At 43.7% G+C, this 21173-nt stretch carries 19 protein-coding genes, 1 tRNA gene and 1 riboswitch; of the genes, 6 read left to right on the top strand and 14 right to left on the bottom strand.

Annotated elements, in window-relative coordinates; translation table 11 throughout:
• Positions 1-51 precede the first annotated feature (51 nt).
• From AC5SXE_RS01575 to AC5SXE_RS01595, 5 genes are all read left to right on the top strand, one after another.
• Positions 52-672: a MotA/TolQ/ExbB proton channel family protein gene (locus tag AC5SXE_RS01575; protein WP_493916633.1), complete on the top strand. Its 621-nt coding sequence runs from the start codon at positions 52-54 to the stop codon at positions 670-672.
• Complete coding sequence (locus AC5SXE_RS01580) at positions 665-1546, top strand: ABC transporter substrate-binding protein (protein ID WP_493916405.1); 882 nt, start codon at positions 665-667, stop codon at positions 1544-1546. The genes AC5SXE_RS01575 and AC5SXE_RS01580 overlap by 8 nt, the downstream gene beginning before the upstream one ends.
• On the top strand, positions 1546-1941 hold the full coding sequence (locus AC5SXE_RS01585; RefSeq protein ID WP_493916406.1) for an ExbD/TolR family protein: 396 nt from the start codon (positions 1546-1548) through the stop codon (positions 1939-1941). The genes AC5SXE_RS01580 and AC5SXE_RS01585 overlap by 1 nt, the downstream gene beginning before the upstream one ends.
• Positions 1938-2765, top strand: coding sequence for an energy transducer TonB (locus AC5SXE_RS01590; RefSeq protein WP_493916407.1), 828 nt, complete (start codon positions 1938-1940; stop codon positions 2763-2765). Before AC5SXE_RS01585 ends, AC5SXE_RS01590 begins: the two co-directional genes overlap by 4 nt.
• 86 nt (positions 2766-2851) lie before the next feature.
• Positions 2852-4135, top strand: coding sequence for a dicarboxylate/amino acid:cation symporter (locus AC5SXE_RS01595; protein WP_493916408.1), 1284 nt, complete (start codon positions 2852-2854; stop codon positions 4133-4135).
• A 37-nt stretch (positions 4136-4172) separates the two neighbouring features.
• On the opposite strand, the gene pssA is transcribed toward AC5SXE_RS01595, so the two are convergent.
• The 10 genes from pssA to AC5SXE_RS01645 form a co-directional block, all read right to left on the bottom strand.
• Entirely contained in the window at positions 4173-4916 is a 744-nt protein-coding gene (gene pssA / locus AC5SXE_RS01600) for a CDP-diacylglycerol--serine O-phosphatidyltransferase (protein WP_493916409.1), read from the bottom strand.
• A 5-nt stretch (positions 4917-4921) separates the two neighbouring features.
• The gene (locus AC5SXE_RS01605) at positions 4922-5554 is read right to left on the bottom strand and encodes a phosphatidylserine decarboxylase (RefSeq protein ID WP_493916410.1); all 633 of its coding nucleotides are present in this window, start codon (positions 5552-5554) and stop codon (positions 4922-4924) included.
• 5 nt (positions 5555-5559) lie between these two features.
• Complete coding sequence (gyrA, locus tag AC5SXE_RS01610; RefSeq protein WP_493916411.1) at positions 5560-7998, bottom strand: DNA gyrase subunit A; 2439 nt, start codon at positions 7996-7998, stop codon at positions 5560-5562.
• A gap of 135 nt (positions 7999-8133) precedes the next feature.
• On the bottom strand, positions 8134-8664 hold the full coding sequence (locus AC5SXE_RS01615) for a nitroreductase family protein (RefSeq protein WP_493916412.1): 531 nt from the start codon (positions 8662-8664) through the stop codon (positions 8134-8136).
• 51 nt (positions 8665-8715) lie between these two features.
• Positions 8716-10695 carry a methyl-accepting chemotaxis protein gene (locus AC5SXE_RS01620; RefSeq protein WP_493916413.1) on the bottom strand — a complete coding sequence of 660 codons (1980 nt, stop codon included), beginning with the start codon at positions 10693-10695 and terminating at the stop codon, positions 8716-8718.
• Positions 10692-11474, bottom strand: a complete 783-nt coding sequence (locus AC5SXE_RS01625) for an ATP-binding protein (RefSeq protein WP_493916414.1) — start codon at positions 11472-11474, stop codon at positions 10692-10694. Before AC5SXE_RS01625 ends, AC5SXE_RS01620 begins: the two co-directional genes overlap by 4 nt.
• Positions 11475-11955: 481 nt before the next feature.
• Positions 11956-13872 (bottom strand): TonB-dependent receptor plug domain-containing protein, encoded by a 1917-nt coding sequence (locus AC5SXE_RS01630; RefSeq protein WP_493916415.1) that lies wholly within the window; start codon positions 13870-13872, stop codon positions 11956-11958.
• Between the two features lie 114 nt (positions 13873-13986).
• Positions 13987-14149: riboswitch (cobalamin riboswitch) on the bottom strand.
• Positions 14150-14291: 142 nt separating this feature from the next.
• Entirely contained in the window at positions 14292-15209 is a 918-nt protein-coding gene (locus AC5SXE_RS01635) for a glycine betaine ABC transporter substrate-binding protein (RefSeq protein ID WP_493916416.1), read from the bottom strand.
• A 20-nt stretch (positions 15210-15229) separates the two neighbouring features.
• Positions 15230-15880 carry an ABC transporter permease gene (locus tag AC5SXE_RS01640; RefSeq protein ID WP_310848623.1) on the bottom strand — a complete coding sequence of 217 codons (651 nt, stop codon included), beginning with the start codon at positions 15878-15880 and terminating at the stop codon, positions 15230-15232.
• Positions 15881-15893: 13 nt separating this feature from the next.
• On the bottom strand, positions 15894-17003 hold the full coding sequence (locus AC5SXE_RS01645; RefSeq protein WP_332636433.1) for a betaine/proline/choline family ABC transporter ATP-binding protein: 1110 nt from the start codon (positions 17001-17003) through the stop codon (positions 15894-15896).
• 538 nt (positions 17004-17541) lie between these two features.
• On the opposite strand from AC5SXE_RS01645, the gene AC5SXE_RS01650 reads away from it, so the two are divergent.
• Entirely contained in the window at positions 17542-18003 is a 462-nt protein-coding gene (locus AC5SXE_RS01650) for a universal stress protein (RefSeq protein ID WP_493916417.1), read from the top strand.
• 38 nt (positions 18004-18041) lie between these two features.
• On the opposite strand, the gene AC5SXE_RS01655 is transcribed toward AC5SXE_RS01650, so the two are convergent.
• The 4 genes from AC5SXE_RS01655 to AC5SXE_RS01670 form a co-directional block, all read right to left on the bottom strand.
• Positions 18042-18380: an XRE family transcriptional regulator gene (locus AC5SXE_RS01655; protein ID WP_323721646.1), complete on the bottom strand. Its 339-nt coding sequence runs from the start codon at positions 18378-18380 to the stop codon at positions 18042-18044.
• Positions 18381-18403: 23 nt separating this feature from the next.
• The gene (locus AC5SXE_RS01660; protein ID WP_493916418.1) at positions 18404-19354 is read right to left on the bottom strand and encodes an NAD-dependent epimerase/dehydratase family protein; all 951 of its coding nucleotides are present in this window, start codon (positions 19352-19354) and stop codon (positions 18404-18406) included.
• A 237-nt stretch (positions 19355-19591) separates the two neighbouring features.
• Positions 19592-19679, bottom strand: a tRNA-Leu gene (locus tag AC5SXE_RS01665).
• Between the two features lie 44 nt (positions 19680-19723).
• Positions 19724-20887, bottom strand: a complete 1164-nt coding sequence (locus AC5SXE_RS01670; RefSeq protein ID WP_493916419.1) for a pyridoxal-phosphate-dependent aminotransferase family protein — start codon at positions 20885-20887, stop codon at positions 19724-19726.
• Positions 20888-21173 lie beyond the last annotated feature (286 nt).

Below are 21173 nucleotides of genomic sequence, written 5' to 3' on the forward strand. Positions count from 1 at the left end.
TGCTATTCTCTTTTTGATATAAAAATACAGGGGTGATAATCTTTGAATTTCATGCGCCTGATGGAAATGGGCGGTCCGTGTATGTACGCAATATTGCTGGTTTCCATAATCGGATTGGCAGTTGTCATCGAACGCTTTTGGTTTTACACGAAGTCATGGACAAACCCGGAACCGCTGGAGCGCAAACTGGGTGAATTGCTATACAAAGGAGATGCCGAAGGGGCGTCTTCCTTAGTTCGTGAAAAAGAGACTTCACTACATCGCCTGTTTCGGGCAGCGGTAGATCATTGGCAGGCGCCATCTGAGGCGCTAAAAATGTTATTAGAACAAGAGGTCCGACATGAGCTTTACAGGTGGGAGAAGGGGCTAACCCTTCTTTCTACGATTGCCCGCGTTGAACCTTTGCTGGGACTTTTGGGCACTGTTTTGGGGATTGTCAATGTCTTTCGAGCTGTTGCAGAGTCCGAAGGAGCAGCTAATATGGCTCTGCTTGCTTCAGGCATTTGGGAGGCTTTGCTAACCACCGTTGCCGGATTGTCCGTCGCAATACCTGCGGTATTATGTTATTCATGGTTTTCATCGAAAATCGACGCTGCGGAGGAATCCCTTTGGAGAGGGACTGATTTCATCTTGAGGGAAAAGCTATTACGAGGGAAAATGGAGCATGAATAATTTTAAGAAACTGGCATGTTGGGCCTATCTTTTGTGGGCAATCCTAAGTTGGGTTTTTTTACCCTCGGCAGCGGCAAACCAAAAGTACGAAAGAATTGTTTCGCTAGCACCAAGTATCACCGAGTCGTTATATTTTTTGGATTGCATTGATTTCGTAGTGGGAGTAACGGATTATGATATCTTTCCTCCTGAAATATCAAAAATACAAAGTGTTGGCGGCAATATAAATCCTTCGCTTGAAAAAATACTTAACTTAAAACCCGATCTCGTCATAGGCGAAAAGATTTTTCATCACGACCTGCTAGAGCGCCTCCGAACCTTCAACATTGACACCCTAGAATTGACGCTGCACCACAGGTTAAATGACGTAAAGGAAGCCTTCTTTGCGATAGCAGCTAAAATTGACAAGACGAGGAAAGCAAGGGAAGTATGGGAAATAATTGAAAAAGGACTAGAGGAAAGAAAGCTTTTGACGTCAAAAAATCTGAAAAAACCCGTGTCGATGCTGGTGGTAGTATGGCATGACCCGTTAATAGTTGCCGGAGGGTGGAGTTACATCAGCGATATCATGGAAGCAGTGGGCATTAGAAATACCGCGGGAAGCAAGAGGTTTTCCTTTCCCGTGATGAGCAAGGAAGAATTGCTGTCCTTCAACCCTGATGTAATATTTTTGGTGCAAGCAAGCAAGGGCATGTCCATTACGGCAAGGGATTTCATAAGCATAATGGGGGATCTGCCAATTAAGGCAAAAAATGGAGGAATTGTCTCCTTCGAAGCAGAAGTGCTCCTTCACCCTGGACCCAGAGTGCTTGAAAGTGCGGATATGTTAATTAAAGCCTTGAACAGGGCCTCTAAGGAGGAATGTTCCCTCTGATGAGATCAAAAAGAAGGACTTCTCCGGAAATTGAATTAACCTCTTTAGTAGATGTCGTCTTTCAATTGATCATCTTTTTCGTCTTAACTGCAACCTTTGTCCAAGGAAGCATTACAGTTATGCTTCCGGAAGGCACTGGAGACTCCTTATCACGGACACCTTTTGTGATAAACGTCGATCGCCATGGTGCTGTTATAATTAACGAGAAAACGGTTGACATTGACGACGCGGTCGTGCTTGCTCGACAAGAAAGATCGCAAGGCCAATCGATACTTTTAGCCGGAGATAAGAAGGCCCCCTATGAAGCAATAATTCGTGTATTAGACGCATTAAAGCAAGCTGGAGTTGAAGAAGTCTCGTTGGCAGTGGGTGGAGGCGAAAAAACGATTCCATGAGAGACAATATCGGAAAGTGGATGGCCCCTCTGTTATTAAGTTTACTAATACACACTGTAATAATTTGGAACTTCGAGATTCCTCACGCTCGAGTCAAGACGCCAAGCGTGAGTAAGCCCCTTAATGTCAAGCTGGCAAGATTTGAGCCAGCCGAAACGATCAAAGTTGCAAGCAGCGCTAAAAACTCTAAAGATGAAGTCAAAAACCTCCTTACCTCTGAAGTGATGCCAAAAAAAATTTCTCCCACAGAGACCCTCAACGAAAAAAAGGAACCAACAGTGCAAAAAAAAGAATCTGCAACTATCAAATCTTCGAGCGAAACTAAAAAAGAAATTCCCACGAAAAAACCCTCTTCCATCGATGCGCAAGTTACTCATTTAAGTAGAAACGGAAAAGACGTTCAGGAAGAAACGCTAAATCGCGACTCTGGCGAGTCAGTACAAAAAACCGATCTCTCTCAAACGAAAGGGATACAGCATGAAAAAAATAACGGCCAGGTCGGTGCTGATAACTTAAGCAATGATATTTCAAACAACTCCTCTAGCTGGCCACAAAAGTCGCTACGAATGGCTAGCGAACTTGATATCCTTAGAAGCGTAAAACCCGCATATCCTCTGATCTCAAGGAGGCACGGCGAAGAAGGAACCGCAACAATATACGTGCGAGTTTCATCTGACGGCACTGTCATTGAGGCCAGCGTTTATAAATCAAGTGGATATGACTTGTTAGACGAAAGTGCGCTAAAAGCCGTCAAACAATGGGTCTTCAAAAGCACGGAGGAAAGAGAGATCTTAGTTCCAGTTGTCTTTAAATTAAAACCATAAAAACCCTAGCATAATAAGTTATAATTAATATAACATCGCAATATAGCCCATCAAAATTACTATAAAAACAAAAGGAGGGTGAAGCAATGTCGGAGGGAGAGAAAAAAAGAGGTTTCATGAGTTGGTATTTCGGGTCAAACTTGTTGATGCGCATATTGATTGGACTTATACTTGGCATCGTGGCTGGGCTTTTGTTTAAGGACAAGATACTTTGGGTCCAACCTTTCGGGGATTTATTCATCAGGCTCCTAAAAATGATAGTCGTTCCAGTGATACTGTTTAGTCTTATCGTTGGAACGGCGAGCATCAGTCCCTATCGCTTGGGCAAGGTTGGCGTAAAAATAATAGTTTATTATTTACTCACTACTGTCTTTGCCGTCGCTATAGGCTTGATTTTTGCTAATTTATTCAAACCGGGGTTGGGATTAGAGCTCGCCGTAGGCGAAGTTGCAGGATTTGAGCTTAAAAAACCTTCATTGGTAACAACGTTTTTAAATATAGTCCCGACAAACCCCGTCGAGGCTTTGTCCAAAGGCGACGTTTTGCCAATTATCTTCTTTGCGCTTCTTTTCGGATTAGGACTTTCCTTTTTGTTAGAAAGCGACAACGAAGAATTAAGGGCATCCGCAAAAACGGTCTTTGATTTTGCCAATGGCGCAGCCGAGGTCATGTACAAAATTGTAGGAGGAATAATGGAATACGCCCCCATTGGAGTTTTTGCATTAGTGGCTGTGGTCCTGGCAAAAGAAGGCCCCAGGGTAATCGGACCGCTTGCAACAGCAGTCGGAACGGAATATCTGGCCATAGTCGTTCACGTAGCACTAGTTTACGGGTTAGTATTGAGGCTTTATGGTCTACGTTTAACCAAGTTTCTAGCACGCGCAAAGGAAGCCATGATAACTGCCTTTGTTACCAGGAGCAGTAGCGGGACCTTACCAGTGACGATGGCGTGCGCCGAAAACATGGGTATACCTAAGGGAATTTATTCCTTCACGCTTCCCCTTGGAGCTACGATCAACATGGATGGAACGTCAATTTATCAAGGGGTTTGCGCTCTTTTCATTTGTTTCGCCGTAGGTCGTCACATGCCACTTTCGGATCAACTTATCATTATAGTAACTGCTTTGCTCGCCTCGATAGGAACTGCCGGCGTACCGGGTGCAGGTGCAATCATGCTCCTTTTAGTCTTGGATTCAGTCGGACTACCCGTTGATCCAGGCACTCCTGTCGCCGCAGCTTATGCGATGATATTGGGAGTTGACGCAATATTCGATATGGGAAGAACCTGCATAAACGTTACCGGTGATCTTGTAGGGACGGCTATCGTGGCCAAGACCGAAGGGGAGCTGGACATCTCTAAATGGGCATAATAATAAAGAGGGGGAAATTTCCCCCTCTTTATTATTATCATCGATTGTCCGTAACCTCGTTACGTTTCAAGGAAAGCCACTTTCCCCAATCGATTCCAATAGGACCGCTTAAGACATATATCATCGTGTAAGCTAATGCGGATTTTTCCCTTAAAAATACCGAAATGGTGACGACGCAACTAATCAGAAACAAAAGTCTTAAGACGTTGATGTTGTTTTTGTTTAGCTGTTTTATATTCCCGTAGGAGATACTGGAAATCATTAACGCCCCTATCGTAGTTGCTATTATCGCAGCTGCCGATGAAGGCAAAGCAATACCTGACATGACAAAGGATACTAAAAACAACCCCGCGGCAGGTATCGGAAGACCCTGAAAGTTACCGCTGGAATGGACCACGTTAAAACGAGCTAGCCTCAACGCCCCGCATAAAACGTAAAACGATATAACCAAAGCCCCTAAAACTCCACCGAAGGCATATAAATAGGACACATAAAAAATCAAGCCAGGCACAACTCCAAAGCTGACTACATCAGCGAGGCTATCGAATTCCATCCCAAAGGCGCTATCTCCTCCTAAAGATCTAGCGACTTTTCCGTCCATCAAATCAAAAAAGGCAGCCACAAAAATTAACCATACAGCCGGTACTACATGCCCATGAAAGGCCAATACTAAAGACATTACTCCGCATAAAATGCTACCGCTAGTAATCATATTAGGGGCTAATCTGCGAAAAGGAATCGGTTTTTTGATCATTCGCTTCCTAGAAAACTTTTCGTACACCTAGATCACTTCCCTTCGTTTTTAAAAACATGACCTATGACGCTGGATCCCGCTTTGACTTTATCTCCAATCTTCACCACAGGTTTCACTATAGGCGGTAAATATACATCCACCCTGGAACCAAACTTGATCATACCGTAAGCTTCTCCCTTGGACACGAGTTGTCCAGTTTTGACTCTGCATGCTATTCGCCTGGCTACCAACCCAGCGATTTGCACTAACAAGACGTTGCCATATTTTGTCTCTAGTCCCGCATATAACCTTTCATTAACCTCGGAAGATTTGGGCGCAAAGGCTACCAAATGCTTGCCCTGCTTATATTTTAAAAATGATATTTTGCCATCATAAGGAATCCGGTTAACGTGCACGTCGGCAACGGACATGAATATGCCTATTTTAGCAGATCTCCCCACGAAGGGATCGTCAACATCCATTATTTCAACGACCTTACCGCTCGCCGGGCTGACAAATACCAAGGGATCCCTTGGTATGCTTACGCGGGGTTCCCTGTAAAACCAGGCCAAAAAAATTGTACAGGTGCCCAAAATAACTCCTAAAAGGGAAGAGGCAAACCAAGCCCCGCACGTCATAAAAGCTGCGGTTACTACCGGCACCACTCCCTCGCGAGCCAAGGCCACCCCCGTTAGACCTCCTCCATGGCGTCTTCGCGAATAATAGTTACATCAGCTACGCTGTCACCCCGATCAAGCCTGACTAAAATATTGCCCATCGCAGTTCTAGACAATATAGGCACATCTTTTACAGTTATGCGCACTACTCGTCCCTTGCTCGTTACAATCATCACCTCATCGTCCTCGATTACATTCCACGCCCCTACCAACAATCCCGTACGGTTCGATAATCTCATTGCCCTTACTCCAGAGCTACCCCGGTGGTATAAAGGAAACTCATCAAAGCGGGTCCGTTTGCCCAAACCTTTTTCGCTTATGAGCAAAATTGACGTTCCCTCACGTAGGGGTTCGCAACCGACCAAGACATCACCCCGCGAGAGGCGCATAGCACGGACTCCCCTAGCCTGACGACCCAAAGGTCGAAACTCGTCTTCCTTGGTTCTCAAGGCTTTCCCCTTCGCAGAGACAAATAAAAGTTCGTCATCACCAGAGGTAAACCTTACCCTGGCGATGGTGTTTCCTTCATCCAGGCTTATGACGCGCCTCCCTGCGCGAGTCAAATTTGCCAGCTCTCCTACATCAAGCCGCTTAGCAATGCCCATCCTGGTTGCAAAGAACACATATTTTGCACCCCGCATCGTATCATCCTTTATTGCCACGACGCGTTCGTTTTCTTCTAACGTGAAAAAGGCACTGACATGTTTGCCCTTACCATTTTTTGGCTCAGGAAGCAAATACCCTTTTATGGCAAATACACGGCCCATATTGGTGAACAAAAATATGTCATGATGCGTCGTTGTGGCAGAAAACATCTCTATTTCGTCGTCTTTTTGTTTAAGCCCTTTTATTCCCTTGCCTCCCCTGGCTTGCAGTTGATAATCTCCCAGGGAAGCTCGCCTCAAATATCCGTCCCTGGTCAAAACCACCATGATATCCTCTTCAGGTATAAGATCATCCTCCGACACTTCAGTAATTTCGTCCAATATTTCCGTCTTTCTGGAATCGCCATATCGCCTTTTTAGTTCGATTAACTCTTCGCGGACAACCGAATCCAACACAGAAGGATTGTCAAGGATGGAACGATACCTTTCTATGTCCTGTAGGAGTTGTTTTAGCTCTTCCTCAAGTTTATTTCTTTCCAAATTCGTAAGTCGCTGCAACCTCATGTCCAGAATAGCTTGTGCCTGCAGTTCCGTGAAACCAAAATGTTCCACAAGGCCCTCTCTTGCTTCTTGAACATCTGCTGACTTTTTTATAAGGGCTATGATCTCGTCTATTACATCTAAAGCCTTTACCAAGCCTTCGACTATATGGGCTCTTTCCTCCGCTCTTTTAAGTCGATAATTTGTCCTGCGACGAACAACATTTCTTCGGTGGTCAAGAAATATCTCAAGCATATCAATGAGGTTTAATTCCTTCGGTATTCCATCCACTAGGGCAAGATTTATTACACCGAAGGTGGTTTGAAGAGGCGTCCTGTTATAAAGCTGTCTCAACACTAAATGAGGGTCTGCGTCTCGCTGTAATTCAATCACAATCCTGATACCGTCCCTGTCGGACTCATCCCTTAGATCAGCAATTCCCGATAAGTGCTCTTGCTGCACACCCTTGGCTATAGCCTCTAACAACGATGCTTTGTTGACCATATAGGGAATTTCTGTTATCACGATGTTAGCTTTGCCGCGTTTCATCTGCTCAATGGAGACCTTGCCTCGAAGAATGATTTTTCCCCGGCCAGTTGTATAGGCGTTTATTATCCCTTCCCTCCCCGCTATGGATCCACCAGTGGGAAAATCCGGGCCTGGCAAGACTTCAATTATATCCCCAAGTTCCAGGTCCTCTCCTCTTTCGATGAGCAAACAAATAGCATCAACCACTTCGGATAAATTGTGAGGTGGGATGTTGGTTGCCATGCCCACGGCAATTCCTGAGCTACCGTTGACCAAAAGATTTGGCAGCAGCGAGGGCAAGACGAGAGGTTCCTGCAAGGTTTCGTCGAAGTTAGGACCCCAATCCACCGTGTCCTCATTTATATCCCTTAACATTTCTTCTCCCAAAGGAGAAAGTCTGGCCTCGGTATAACGCATGGCTGCGGGTGGATCTCCGTCTATCGAGCCAAAGTTGCCTTGACCATCCACCAGCGGATATCGCATGGAGAAATCTTGGGCCATTCGCACCATGGCATCATATATGGCTGCATCACCATGAGGGTGATATTTTCCCATCGTTTCGCCAACTATCCTGGCAGACTTTCTATAGGGTTGATTGGATCTCAAGCCCAATTCCATCATGGCATAAAGTATCCTGCGCTGCACGGGCTTTAACCCATCTCGAGCATCAGGCAAAGCTCGGCCTACTATTACACTCATGGCATAGTCTAAATAACTATGCTTTACTTCCTCCTCAATGGGTAATCTTATTACCTTGCCTATATTGTTATTTTCTAGCATCTTAATACCTCCGCCAAAATCAACCAATGCGATTTTTCAATAATAACTAGCAATAAATAAGCGACGGTGTCGCTAGAAGCCCGTCGCTTGCACTAACTATTTTAACACACATATTCATGTTATTGGGATCTTTTCTCACCACTTGTTATGATGAACCTTGTTGCTATCGTAACCCCTGTGAGGCTCTTTAAGTTCGGCCGGGTAGCCAATTGCGGCTATGCTCAGTACATTAATATAATCTGGTATTCCTAAAACTTGTCTTATCGCCTCAGGACGGCCTGGAGAGTTATGAACACCAAGCCATACCGAACCCAATCCCAATGCACAAGACGCCAGCAAGATATTCTGCATAGCTGCCGAGCAGTCCTCTTCCCAGTATCGCCTTGCGTTGTCGCTCAGAGTTGGATCTCCGCATACAACAATCGCCAATGAAGCTTCGCGAAGCATTTTACCGTAAGGATGTGCTTCCGCCAGGGCATCAAGTAGGTGCCTATCGTCAACTACCACAAAATGCCACGGCCTTGTGCCTCCAGCCGTAGGAGCTGCTTGAGCACATTCTAATATAATATCCAGCTTTTCTGGCTCAATTTTTTTGTCCTTCTGAAACTTTCTTATACTTCTTCTGCCCAAAATAACTTGTACCGCACGATCCTCTCGTAAAGACATCCCCAACACCTCCGTTGATGGATTTTAAAAGCATCAAGGGACAAAATCCTGCTAACGCAAAGGAATTAAAGATGCTTTTTCTCGAGTTGTATTTAACCACTGATTAGCCAATTCATCCCTGTTTTTCAAGACAGTTTCGTCGATCAATTCCTTCAGCTCGCCAGAAACAAACTTGGGCAACACTACGCCAAAATGTTCCCATGCCAGAACCGTTCTAAGAGACGACAAAGAAGGATCTTCATCTAGATAGTTTTGAACGGTCGGACTATCAATCACAGCAGCGCAGATTTCGCCCTTTTTCAAGGCCGCTAGGAGATCGTGCGAGCCGGGATATGGCACAATTGTTGCCCCAGTAAGCCTCGCTTTTGCCACTGCCTCATTCGTTGAGCCCTTCTGAGCGCCAACCTTCTTGTCAGCAAGATCTTTCAATGAATTAAATCCGTCTTGTTTTCTAAAGAGAACCTTTAGCCCAATCGATGCATAGGTAGCAGAAAACGTCACCTTTTCAGCTCGGGCTGGAAGTTTAGTTATACCTGAAATTACAGTATCGAACTCACTCCAATCCCCCGAAAGCCACGTGCCAGATAGAGTGCCTTTTTCACCGTTGCCCCAGATAATTGGAACGATCTCCATCCTAACTCCCAAGGCATTTGCTATTTCTCTGCCTAAGTCTATGTCCAACCCTTGAGCCTTACCGTCCCTCCAAAAGTGAAAACGTCCCAGGTCCACGTTCTCCACACCTATTCGCAGGATTCCTCTTTGCTTCAGCAAAGATGAGGAAAGCTCACCAGTACTTAACCTGAACTCAAATAGCGCCTTTTCCATGACCTGGGCTGAAGAAAGCATTAATTTCATCCTTTCAGCCATCACTTCCGAAGATGTCGCTTCATCATACAATAGGGCATTGATTTCATCGAGCCTTTCGTTTTGATGTTCGACTTTCTCAGTTATACGCATAATGAGATTGGCCATTTCTACACTTGACTCGGCCTGAGTTTGGAACGTTTCCGACGTTAACTCTATTTCTTTAATCAAATCTCTTACTATGAATAAAACCTTTTTTATGCTTTCGCTCATAACTCCGGCCTTAGCATTAGCTTCTTTCACCCTCTCGCTTGCAAGGTTAATGCTTCCTACGCCCTCTTCGGCCAGAGCCTTAATATTGTTCGCTAAATTTTCTATATTAGAAGCCGCTCGGGAGGACTCTTCAGCCAGATTTCGCACCTCTTCGGCGACAACTGCGAAACCTCGCCCATGCTCTCCTGCCCTTGCTGCTTCTATGGCGGCATTTAGGGCAAGTAAATTGGTCTGCGCCGCTATGCCCTTTATACTACCAACTATTTCTACTATATCTCTCGAGACCTTCTGCATCTGACCGATCGCTTCAGAAACCTGTTTAGTTGCCTCATCTACAGCCACTATGCCTTCGGTCGTTTCCTTGACTAATCTCACATCCTCTTCGGCTTCTGACTCTACAAATCTGCCCTGCGTTGCGACGTTTTCTATTGTAGACGATGATTCCTGAACCCCTGCCGAAAAAGTTTGGACTCTCATGCTTGTCTCGGAAGCCAATGAGCTGATCTCGTCAGCCGCCTCAGCGATCTCCGAAGCGAAGGCTGCTACACTTTGCATTGTATCGCTGCTAAATTTGGCAGACTCAACCACCTCCTCCGTGGCTATTCCGATCTTGCTAGCAAATATACGAATACCCAAGATAGTTTTAACCATTTTATTCAAACCATCGCTAGCTTGGGATAAAAAGCCTTCTTTTATGATATCCGCTCTCAAAGTTAAATCTTTAACGCCAAGTCGTTTGGTCAGATCCAAAAACACCTGAACTATTTTTATTTCATCACGCCTTCTTAGCTTGAGTCCTACCAACAAAATAGCAGATGCTATGACAAACACCACAGCCGGCCATAAAATAGCCTTGCCACTTGCACCAAAGGATGATGAAAGCCAAAGACCTATTATCCAAGATGCAACGTAGATGCCAAATATTGCCCAACCAAAATTGACGTCTCTTTTCATAATGCGCCTCCTTTAACCTTGTCTGAAATCGCGTCCAGACAGGATCGCAAAAGAGGCATGAATTCAGGCAATAAAGGCACTGGCTCTCCACTCAAATTGACAGCGGCAATTCTTTTGTCACGCGGAAAGAATGCATTTACGTCTATGTCAATTGATTTCATTGACGCTTTGACATTTTCGGCTATATCCTCGTCGACCATATTTACAACTGTCAACATTGGACGACCCACCTCAATTGCAAGCTCATTCATAAATTTAGCCATTTCCATAGATTCATGAGAAGGTTCCAACACTACCAAAAAGATGTCTGCGTGATGCCATACGCCGCGTCCGATGTGTTCCACGCCTGCTTCGCAATCCACCAAAACCCACCAACCAGGGACATGTAGCCTCTCAAGAAATCCTTTCTCAAGTGCACCCATAGGACAAGCACATCCTTCATCGGGCTTGTCAATCTTGCCAATGGCCAAAAACGCTAAATTATCCCGCCTGCTCACGCAACTTAGGGGCAAATCATCTACATGAAGCTTAGCTTCTTCAGCAGTCATATTATCTTTTTTTTCGAACACGACCTTTTTTACAGCAACCCTGCCACCTAAATCTTCCATTAAGGTGCTTTTAGGAGCCTGCAAACCGAGCATTTTATACAAACTGCGGTTGCTTTCGTCAGCATCAATAACCAGCACACGCATTCCCTCTGAAACTAAAAACTTGGCAAGCATTGCAGTAATAGTGCTTTTTCCACTGCCACCACGACCGCAAATAAATACCTTCGTCATGATCACTGAGACACCTCTTTCTCTGCTTGTTATCTCTAGGGGGATTGAATCTAGATCAAGGAAGCGATTTTGTCTCTGACGTTGCAACAAAACCTCCTTTCGATGTCTCCCTTAAACTTTCAGGCAAAGCCTTCCCAACTTGGCGGCACCATCTGCGTAACTAAAATAAGGATCTGCCGTCACCGATCTTATTATGTCCGAAAACGCAATTTTTCATCTACCAATATAAGTCTTTTTTCAATAATCAAAAATCACCGCTTTACATCGTGAATTTTATCATAAAAAACAAACCGGTCAAAACTGCCTTGAAATAAAAGCCCTTTATTAAAACCTCGAATTAGAAAAAACTGCAATAGCTCAACGCATCTTGATAACAAGCGATAAAACAGAACTGCTCTTTATAAAAGCACAAAAGACCGCTTGGCTTCAAACGGTCTTTTGTAAAACTAATATAAACCACAAGCTTTTGTAATTATGTTAATCAAAAAAGATGTTCTAAAGTTAAATATACCCTTCGTTCAGGACCTATAAACCCGCCAGTATCAACGATGTATTCCTTATCGAAGATATTGTAGGCAGCCAGGGTAATTCTGTCGTTTTTCATGTTGTAGGAAAGTAAGGCATCAACTATGATGAAATCATCGTCTGCCCTGTCGTTATCATAAGGTCCCAAGACATCTATATCACGCCCACCATAATAATGAGCGCTCAAACTGCCGTACCAGGGACCGTTATCGTAATTGAGTTCGCTATAAATCTCCCACTGAGGGGTGCCGCCCTTCCTCCAAGGGTCACTTGAAGTTTTTTTCTCTTCCACCTTTTGCCAGGTCATTCCATTAATCCAACTTAGGTTAGTGGTGAGTGGTTTTTCGAGTTGCCCTTCGATGCCCCAGGAACGAAATTCAGCTAGGTTGATATATTTGCCATAATAAATACCATCATTAGGATCCAAGTCTTCCCATTTTATCTTGTCATCCATTGTCAGGTAAAACAAATTTATGTTCCACTTATTATTTGGATCCTTGACTCCAAGATCGTAGGAATACCCCTTTTCAGGAAGCAACTCAGGGTTAGGCTCAGTCATGGAATCCTTTGCATGCAATTGATACAAACTGGGCATTGCAAGAAATTTGCCCGCCGTTAAATACCATAACTTGCCATCAACTGCCTGGCGGTAAAAAGATATCTTAGGAGCAAATTCAGACTCGTCCTTTCCGTCATCGACATCCCAATTTTCATATCTCAAACCTATGTCCACAAAAACGTCACCTAAAAGAAAAGAAAACTGTGCAAAAGGAGCGATGTTATATCGTTCGCCCTTGTAAGAAGTATTGTAAAATTCATACGTATTAAAATCGAAACCTTCTCCATTAACAGAAAGCTTTTCGAAGCGATAAGCAACTCCCCAAGCAAGCGGAATATCTCCCATTGAAGTCCTTTGAGTAAACTCTAACCCCCAAATGTCTTCGTCATAGTCGTAAGGCAACAGCCTAGCGGGATCAGATGAGCCAGCTTCTCCTCCTCGGATATATTTCTTATCAAGGAAATGGGCATAGGCTATTATTTCATTTCTGAGGTCTGCATATCTCAAATAAAATCTCTTATAATCGTCTTCCTGCTTGTCAATTAAGGGGTTGCCAGCTTCCCACTTTGAGTCATAAGACCCAAAATCAGCACCAAAGCGCCAGTTGCCCTTAGAAATATTAATGCTTGCCGAATCTTGGTCATAGTCGAGGGCATTAAGAATTTTACTCCCTAAATACTGTATAGGCACTTCACCCTCCTCTCTGTGACTATAACGAACCCCTACATCAAATATCTCTCCTTTGATCCCAGCCGAGGCGGAATACCTGCGCCAATCGTTGCTGCCACCCTCGGCCAATATGGACGTCTTGTATTTGTCGGGCGTCTTCGTAATGATATTGATGACGCCCGCTGCAGCCATTGAGCCATAAAGCGCAGATCCGGCGCCTTTGACGATTTCGATGCGCTCTATGGATTCAAGAGGGATAGATCTTAAATCGGTGGTAAACATATCGTCATAATGAGTTGGCATAAAGGGAACACCATCGACCAATACCAACACCTCAAGGTCAAGACCGCGCATCTTAACTTTGTCGTCCTGCGACCAAGAATTTTTCCTTAAAGTCGATACGCCAGGGATTTTGTCCAAGATCTCGCTCAACGTTTTAGCCCCACTTTTTTCGATCTCATCAGCCGTAACCACATATGCAGCCTGGGGGACCTCATCCAGAGATTCGGCCAATCTGCTTCCAGTCACAAGCTCTGGGGCCACCGTGATAGGTTCTTCCTGCGCTAAAACTTCGCCCGCGACACTTAAAAGAAAAAGAACGCTTAAAAAAGCTGCTAACTTTGAAAACCGCAAAATTAACCTCACATGCCTTCCCTCCATTCGTTACATTAGATCTATAAAATCAAAAAAGGGGTAACCTACCATAAATCGACAGGTTACCCCTTTTTCCCTGCCACGTCACGCCCCCCGCACGACGCTGGCACTACTATCATTTCGGTCGGTCTTCTGGCTTCCCTTCTTCCTACTTTTCGCGCCTTCCCACCTAAAGGCAGTGACAATATTGCGATTTCGTCAGGGTTACAGCGGCGGGGCCACACCGGACTTTCACCGGTTTCCCGTTACCGAAACGATCATGTTATTTTATTTTCTCCGCTTACTATCTTAGCCTCCGAATTTCAAAAAATCAACTCGCTCAATAAAATTGACTTTTTAGATGGTCCTTTGTATTTTTAAAGCAAACTCCCACAATGACAGATCGCTAAAATCACAAGCCGGATTAAAAACTAAATAATTCCTCTTTCTTTTAGAAATTCTCTGGCTACTTGAGCAGGATCTTTACCTTCGCCGTCAACCTTGTAGTTTAATTTTTGCATGTCCTCATCGGTTATTGAGTTTGCAAGTTTGTTAAGGACCTCGGCGATGCCGGGATATTTCTCTAAAACTTCGCCGTTAACCAAAGGCGCTGCATGGTATGGGGGGAAGAAATTTTTATCGTCTCTTAAAATCTTGAGGTTATGGGCTACAAGCAATCCATCGGTAGCAAAAGCGCTTATAACTTGGACTAAATCGTTGTCGATCGCGGCATACATTAGGCCTGGATCCATAGCCTTTGCTTCTTTGAAGGAAAAACCGTAGGCCTTTTTAAAGCCAGGATATCCGTCAGGACGCTCCATGAATTCCATGGTGCAACCAAAGATCAATTGATCAGCAAATTTAGCCAGATCGGAGAAAGTCTCTATGTTGTTTTGCTTTGCAAATTCCTCTTTGACGGCTAAGGTGTAAGTGTTATTGAATCCCCAAGGTTCAAGCCAAATCAAGTTCCATCTATTTTTAAATTCCTTTTTCACCGTCTCATATACTTCTTGAGGGTCGGTCTTCGCTTCCATTTGAAGTATATTGACTAAGCCAGTGCCCGTATATTCGACGTAAATGTCGATGCCGTTGGTTGCGCTTCCTCTTTTTAATGCCTCAAAACAGACGTTAGTGCCTCCCAAATGCAACTTTTTTTCAACTTTTAAATTGGTCTGTGCCTCGAGTAATTCGGCTGCAATATTGCTCACTACCATCTGCTCGGTGAAATTTTTGGAGCCCACCACGATGATCCCTGAGGCGGGGCTTGCGCCATAAGCCAGACCGCTAAAAGAAACGATATGAGCGAAGGCAAAAAGAATTGCTAACATTATTGACGTGTACTTTTTCACTTAAATCTCCTCCTGCTCTTTTATTTTTTCTTTATCCCCTTGGGCGTTACCGCCCGTTCTAAAATATTTAACAAATAATCCACGATCAAAGTCAGTACCATGGCCGGAACAGCACCCGTAATTATCATTTTGTTATTGACCATGGAAATGCCGCGATATATCAGCTGGCCAAGACCACCAGCGCCAATTAAGGCAGCGATAGTTGTTAATCCTACCGCCGTAACTGCGGATATCCTCACCCCGGTCATTATTACAGGCAAAGCCAGGGGTAGTTGTACCATTCGCATCAATTGCCAGTTCGTCATGCCCATTCCCTTTCCCGCTTCTAAAATTGCCCTGTCAACGTTCGTTAAGCCAGTGTAGGTGTTCTTTATGATCGGAAGTAGGGAATACAAAAATATCATGACAACCGATGGTTTAGAGCCAATCCCCATGATGGGAATTAAAAAGCCCAAAAGCGCCAAACTGGGCAATGCTTGAACGGCATTGGCAATTCCGACGACTATGCCAGCGACTTTCTCAAATCTGGTTATCGCTATACCCAGCGGAACGGCAAACAAAATTGCCAGGAAAACCGCTGTGAATGTCAGATATATATGTTGACCCGTTAAAGATAAAATTTGATCCTGTCTTTCAAGCATAAAACTTATGTATTCGCTCAAAATATTCATAATTATCACGCCTTTAAAAATAGCTTTCGCCCAAAACGTTAATTAAAGAACTCCTAGTTATCAAACCCACCAAAATGCCCTCTTCATCCACAACCGGGATATAACCAATCTTCTTTTCTGCCATTATTTTCAGAACTTTTGATAGTGATTCATTTGGAGGAACGTGTATGACATCTTTTGTATATATTTCCTCTAAATATTTTTTTTCATCAAATCTTTCGCTGATATCTCTTGCCGTTGCTATTCCCAAAAGCTTATTATCCTCATCTACAATTAACACGCTGTCAACTCCGCGACTTCTCATTATCTCAACAGCCTGAGCCAACGTCCTCTTGGGATGTGCTTTCACAGGATCTTTGATCATGACATCTTCCGCTGTCATGAGCTCAGGCGAACTCAACAAACGTTTTTTTCCGATAAATTCTTCAACAAATCCATGGGCTGGACTTTTTAACAAAACCTCTGGAACGTCAAATTGTAAAATTTTACCGTCTTTCATTATACAAATCCTATCTCCCAACTTGAGGGCTTCATCGATGTCGTGGGTTACAAAAACTATAGTTTTATGAAGCTCCTGTTGCAGGTTAAATAGTTCTTCTTGAAGTTGTTCCCTCGTAATGGGGTCTAAAGCGCTAAACGGCTCGTCCATGAGAACTATCTCCGGATCGGACGCCAGAGCCCTCGCCACACCCACACGCTGTTGTTGTCCCCCTGAAAGTTCGCTTGGGTACCTATCCATGAATTCTGCCTCTGGCATTCCAACAAGCTCCAATAGTTCCCTAACACGCTTTACCCTCTTTTCTTTGGGCCATTTTTTTAAAAAAGGCACGAGCTCAATGTTTTCGCCCACAGTCATATGAGGAAACAAGCCTATTTGCTGTATTACGTATCCGATGTTCCTCCGAAGTTCGATGGGATCTAATTCCCCAATATCTCGCCCTTCTATAAAAATTTTCCCGCCCGTGGGCTCTGTCAATTTGTTTATCATCTTTAACGTGGTTGTCTTGCCACAACCACTGGGGCCTATAAGTATTGTGATTTCACCCCTTCGCATCTCAAGATCGATGCCCCTTAAAACTTCGGTATCGCCGTATTTTTTAGTAACATTTTCAAATAGTATCAAACCTAAACCACACTCCCACAAACAATCATCATGTCAAAGCACAACGACCAAAACAACCTTTTATCGAAGCATATAAAGCTCTTTTGTACTCAAACACAAATAAATTGCATTTACTATATTACATATCATATTATAAATCATGAAACCTTCACGCAAAGTTACCATACAGATTAATACTTAAAAACGGACTAATACTAAAAACATGATCTTTTTCCTGGGCAGCAACTCAAAAATATGGGCAAAAGATGATCTTCGCTTCCATTCGCCACATGGGTGTTTATTTGTGATACAATGGCTTTAAAGTGTAGATAAAGCATGATTCGGGATCTGTTTTCAATCCTTCTACTCAAACGCCAAGTCTCATTTTTACTGAGCTTACTAAAAGGTAGGATTGGCTCTTAAGTACCCTTCTATTTACAAAATAATAGACGACTGATTGTTGATAAACCATGCTTTAGTAATTTAGTAATGAAGATTGCATACTTTAAGAGTTTTTTCACGATTCTTCGATAAATCTAAAGATGCGAGGTGATAAAAATTGACAAGAAAAATATTAGTTGGTATCGATATGAGCAAAATGTCGGAATCCTTAATTGCTTATTCCCACAGCATTGCACATAGACTTAATGATGAAGTAATATATATTCATGTCCTACCGCGTATTTCTTCGATATGGAGGGGTTATGAGCCCTGGATCCCGCCACAAATAGGGGATGAAGCCAGGCACATTGCTCACAAAAAGATATCCTACTGGATCCAAAAGGCCGAAGCGCAATTCAAAGATTTGCCCCCTCACGAACACAGGATCTTAATTGAAGAGGGATCCCCTGGAGAAGTGATCATTCAGAAGGCGCAGGAGGAAGGAATTTCCCTCATAATAGTTGGATTCAAAGGACATAGCACAATAGAACATATTCTGGTTGGAAGCACCACAACCACTATCGCTCGTCATGCGCCTTGTTCAGTTTTAATTTACCGCCCTGGTTTTGAGATGATTTAGCAAATGCCTTGAAAGACATTTTTGCCGGTTCATTCTCATTATTGCTTAACACTCTTCAGACGCCGTGAAATTCCCTCTTCTTCCATGAGCATGTCAATAATATCTCTGGCCGACATCTTCTCTAAGTAGATTGCTTCCTCTAAACTATCAGCTATATCTTGTGCAATTTCATCCAAAGAAGCATTTTCGCTGATAGCGATTTGATCCCAAAAAACTGGAGGTTGCGATTCAAAAAAGGCGCACAATTTACTTGTGGCCAATTCCTCATCGAAATCCTCCAACTGACCTCCCTTACTTAGGAATTCCTCTCTCAAACGCGGAACCATGGCCTTAGCGGCCTTCTTTGCGAGATCTTTTTTTATTCCTTGTATAGTCATTTGATTCACTCCTCAGTTCAAGATCACCGTATTCCAGTAAAATAACTTATCGTCGCTTTTAAACCATCGCGCAAAGAGACGGAAGGATTAAATCCTAAATTCTCTCTTGCTTTTCTGATATCTAAATATATTTTATACAGCTCTCCCTTTCTAGGTTCATCACGGTTCGCCATTTTTGTAAAACCAATGATTTCACTTAAAAGAGCGTACAATTCATTGACTGATGTGCCAGCCGATGTTCCTATATTAAAAGCGTGGTCATCTATGGAGGAAGGAAAACCCATTTTGCTTAAATGTTGCAAAGATAGTAAATTTGCCCTTGCCACGTCCCCTACAAACACATAATCTCTCACTTGATTGCCATCACCGTAGATAGTGGGCTCCTCACCACGCAACATCTTATTAGAAAATATGGCAACAACTCCCGCTTCTCCCATAGGATCTTGTCTTGGGCCATACACATTGGCATATCGAAGTGCAATATAGGGAAGCCCGAAAACATTATTATAATAATATAAATAATATTCTGACGAAAGCTTGCTTACGCCATAAGGCGAAAGCGGGCCCTTGGGATGATCTTCTGGCACCGGCAAAACATCTGGTTCACCATAGACTACACCGCCTGAGGAGGCAAATATCACTCCCTTAACGCCAGTCTTCATCGAAGAAGACAAGATATTAAGGAGTCCTAAAATATTGATCCTAGCGTCACACAGCGGATCGGCAACTGATTTTCTGACATCAATTTGCGCAGCGTGATGGCAAATATAATCGGGACGTTCCTTCTCAAAGACGCCTTCTAGCGCTGGATCACATACGTCAAGATTATAAAAAAGGGCTTTAGGATTAATGTTTTCAGGTTTGCCTTGCAACAGGTTGTCCACGATGACAGCTTTATGTCCATCTTCAATAAGCGCATCGACAATATGCGATCCGATAAAACCCGCTCCGCCGGTCACTAAAACTTTGAACATAGAAATTAACCTTCCCTTCTTAATCAATGCCATTCTCAAGAATAAGTATAGCTTTTTTAATAAATACTATCCACTGATCATGCACTTCGACCTGTAGTCTGCCATTTTAAAATAAATGAATTCACACGGCATCTTTCAAAGAACATATTTCCACGAAACGGAATTACGGACATAAAAAAACTCTCTCCCTTCACCCATTGGCGATGGGAGAGAGTAAAAAAGCGGCTTTTTCACGTCTGGTGCCGGGGGCGGGACTCGAACCCGCACAGTACCACGTACCGGTGGATTTTGAGTCCACTGCGTCTACCTGTTCCGCCACCCCGGCACTTCTTAGCTAAAGATATCATAAGATTAATTGCGCGTCTAGACCTAATTGGAGCTTTCTTCTACAAAACCACTTTGCAAAATTCCCAAAGCCTTGCCTGGCTCTAGTTTAATTCCGACGCGCATAGCTGCCCTCTCAATCGCAGCTACCGCAGATATTAATATATGCTTATCAATGTTACCCATATGACCCATCCTAAAGCCCTTTCCGGCATAATCTCCAAGACAAGAAGCAATATAAGCCCCTTCCTCAGCTACCAACGCCCTAAATTTCGCGTCATCAACATTGGCCTCTTTTGGATAAAGATACACCGATAACGTTGGAGCCCTAAAATTCTTATCGGCCAATATTGAAAACCCCATGGAGGCGATGGCTTCATCTACCATAACCGCTTGTCTTGCGTGACGGGCATAGCGCTCTTTAATGCCTTCTTCTTTTATAATCCGCAAAGATTCCTTTAAAGCCCATATCATGTTAATAGGATGAGTTCCCCAATATTTCGATGGATCTTCCATTACGGGCAACCATTTCTCGAAATCCATATAGGAATCAAGGATCGTCCCTAGTGATCTTCGTTTCTCTAATGCTTTTTTAGAAGCCCACAATATAGCTAATCCCGGAGCCACCCCAAAGGCCTTCTGTGAACAACTAATGAGCACATCAATGCCCATGGGATCAACATATTCTTCTGCACCTCCGGAGGCAGCAACGCCATCGACCACAAAAAGAGCCCCGTGTTCCTGTACAATTTTGCCAATTTCATCTATAGGTGCCATAACCCCCGTTGAAGTTTCCACGTGAGTTACTGTGACGATGTCGTACTTACTCTCCGATAGCTTGTTTTTGACATCTTCGGGAGTCACCGAACTTCCCCACTCAGCGCTTAGCACGTCCACTTTCAGGCCACGTCGCCTGCATATTTCTGCATATCTATCGCCAAAGAAACCATTTGAGCACACAAGCGCCTTGTCTCCCGCCTTAGATATATTAGCTATTGCCATCTCCATGGCAAGGGTCCCGGAACCAGCGAGAACGAATGCCTGTCCGCTGCATTGCCAAAGCTCCTTTAAATCTCTAACAACACTCTTGAAATCCTCAATAAAATCGGGGTCTCCAAAAGCAATCGTCTCACGACCCATTTGGTCTTGAATGGAACGCACTACCGGGGTAGGGCCAGGTATCATTACGAGCTTACGTGGTTTTAACATGACGGTTCGACCTCCTTTATTAAAATACCTATAAACAACTACCACCGCAGGGATGATGCCCTGCTTGCCATGCCTAATGCTTCGTGAAGTTTAGTTAAGAAAATGCACCTTGACGCCTATAAAGATTATAATCCAATATTTTCCGCATAACAAAAATTTTAGCAGTTACGACCTATACTTCCCATAAAAAACCCGGAATATCATCCAATTCTATTGGAACATACAACATTCATCATTCATGAGGGGGACTGCAGTCTATCGTAACCACATCAAGTTTGTGTAAGGT

This window comes from Acetomicrobium sp., from assembly GCF_059026225.1.

Coding starts and splice junctions, on each gene's coding strand:
- AC5SXE_RS01575 (WP_493916633.1), top strand. CDS start 52: ATGCGCCTGATGGAAATGGGCGGTCCGTGTATGTACGCAATATTGCTG.
- AC5SXE_RS01580 (WP_493916405.1), top strand. CDS start 665: ATGAATAATTTTAAGAAACTGGCATGTTGGGCCTATCTTTTGTGGGCA.
- AC5SXE_RS01585 (WP_493916406.1), top strand. CDS start 1,546: ATGAGATCAAAAAGAAGGACTTCTCCGGAAATTGAATTAACCTCTTTA.
- AC5SXE_RS01590 (WP_493916407.1), top strand. CDS start 1,938: ATGAGAGACAATATCGGAAAGTGGATGGCCCCTCTGTTATTAAGTTTA.
- AC5SXE_RS01595 (WP_493916408.1), top strand. CDS start 2,852: ATGTCGGAGGGAGAGAAAAAAAGAGGTTTCATGAGTTGGTATTTCGGG.
- gyrA (WP_493916411.1), bottom strand. CDS start 7,998: ATGCTAGAAAATAACAATATAGGCAAGGTAATAAGATTACCCATTGAG.
- AC5SXE_RS01615 (WP_493916412.1), bottom strand. CDS start 8,664: ATGTCTTTACGAGAGGATCGTGCGGTACAAGTTATTTTGGGCAGAAGA.
- AC5SXE_RS01620 (WP_493916413.1), bottom strand. CDS start 10,695: ATGAAAAGAGACGTCAATTTTGGTTGGGCAATATTTGGCATCTACGTT.
- AC5SXE_RS01625 (WP_493916414.1), bottom strand. CDS start 11,474: ATGACGAAGGTATTTATTTGCGGTCGTGGTGGCAGTGGAAAAAGCACT.
- AC5SXE_RS01640 (WP_310848623.1), bottom strand. CDS start 15,880: ATGAATATTTTGAGCGAATACATAAGTTTTATGCTTGAAAGACAGGAT.
- AC5SXE_RS01655 (WP_323721646.1), bottom strand. CDS start 18,380: ATGACTATACAAGGAATAAAAAAAGATCTCGCAAAGAAGGCCGCTAAG.
- AC5SXE_RS01660 (WP_493916418.1), bottom strand. CDS start 19,354: ATGTTCAAAGTTTTAGTGACCGGCGGAGCGGGTTTTATCGGATCGCAT.
- AC5SXE_RS01670 (WP_493916419.1), bottom strand. CDS start 20,887: ATGTTAAAACCACGTAAGCTCGTAATGATACCTGGCCCTACCCCGGTA.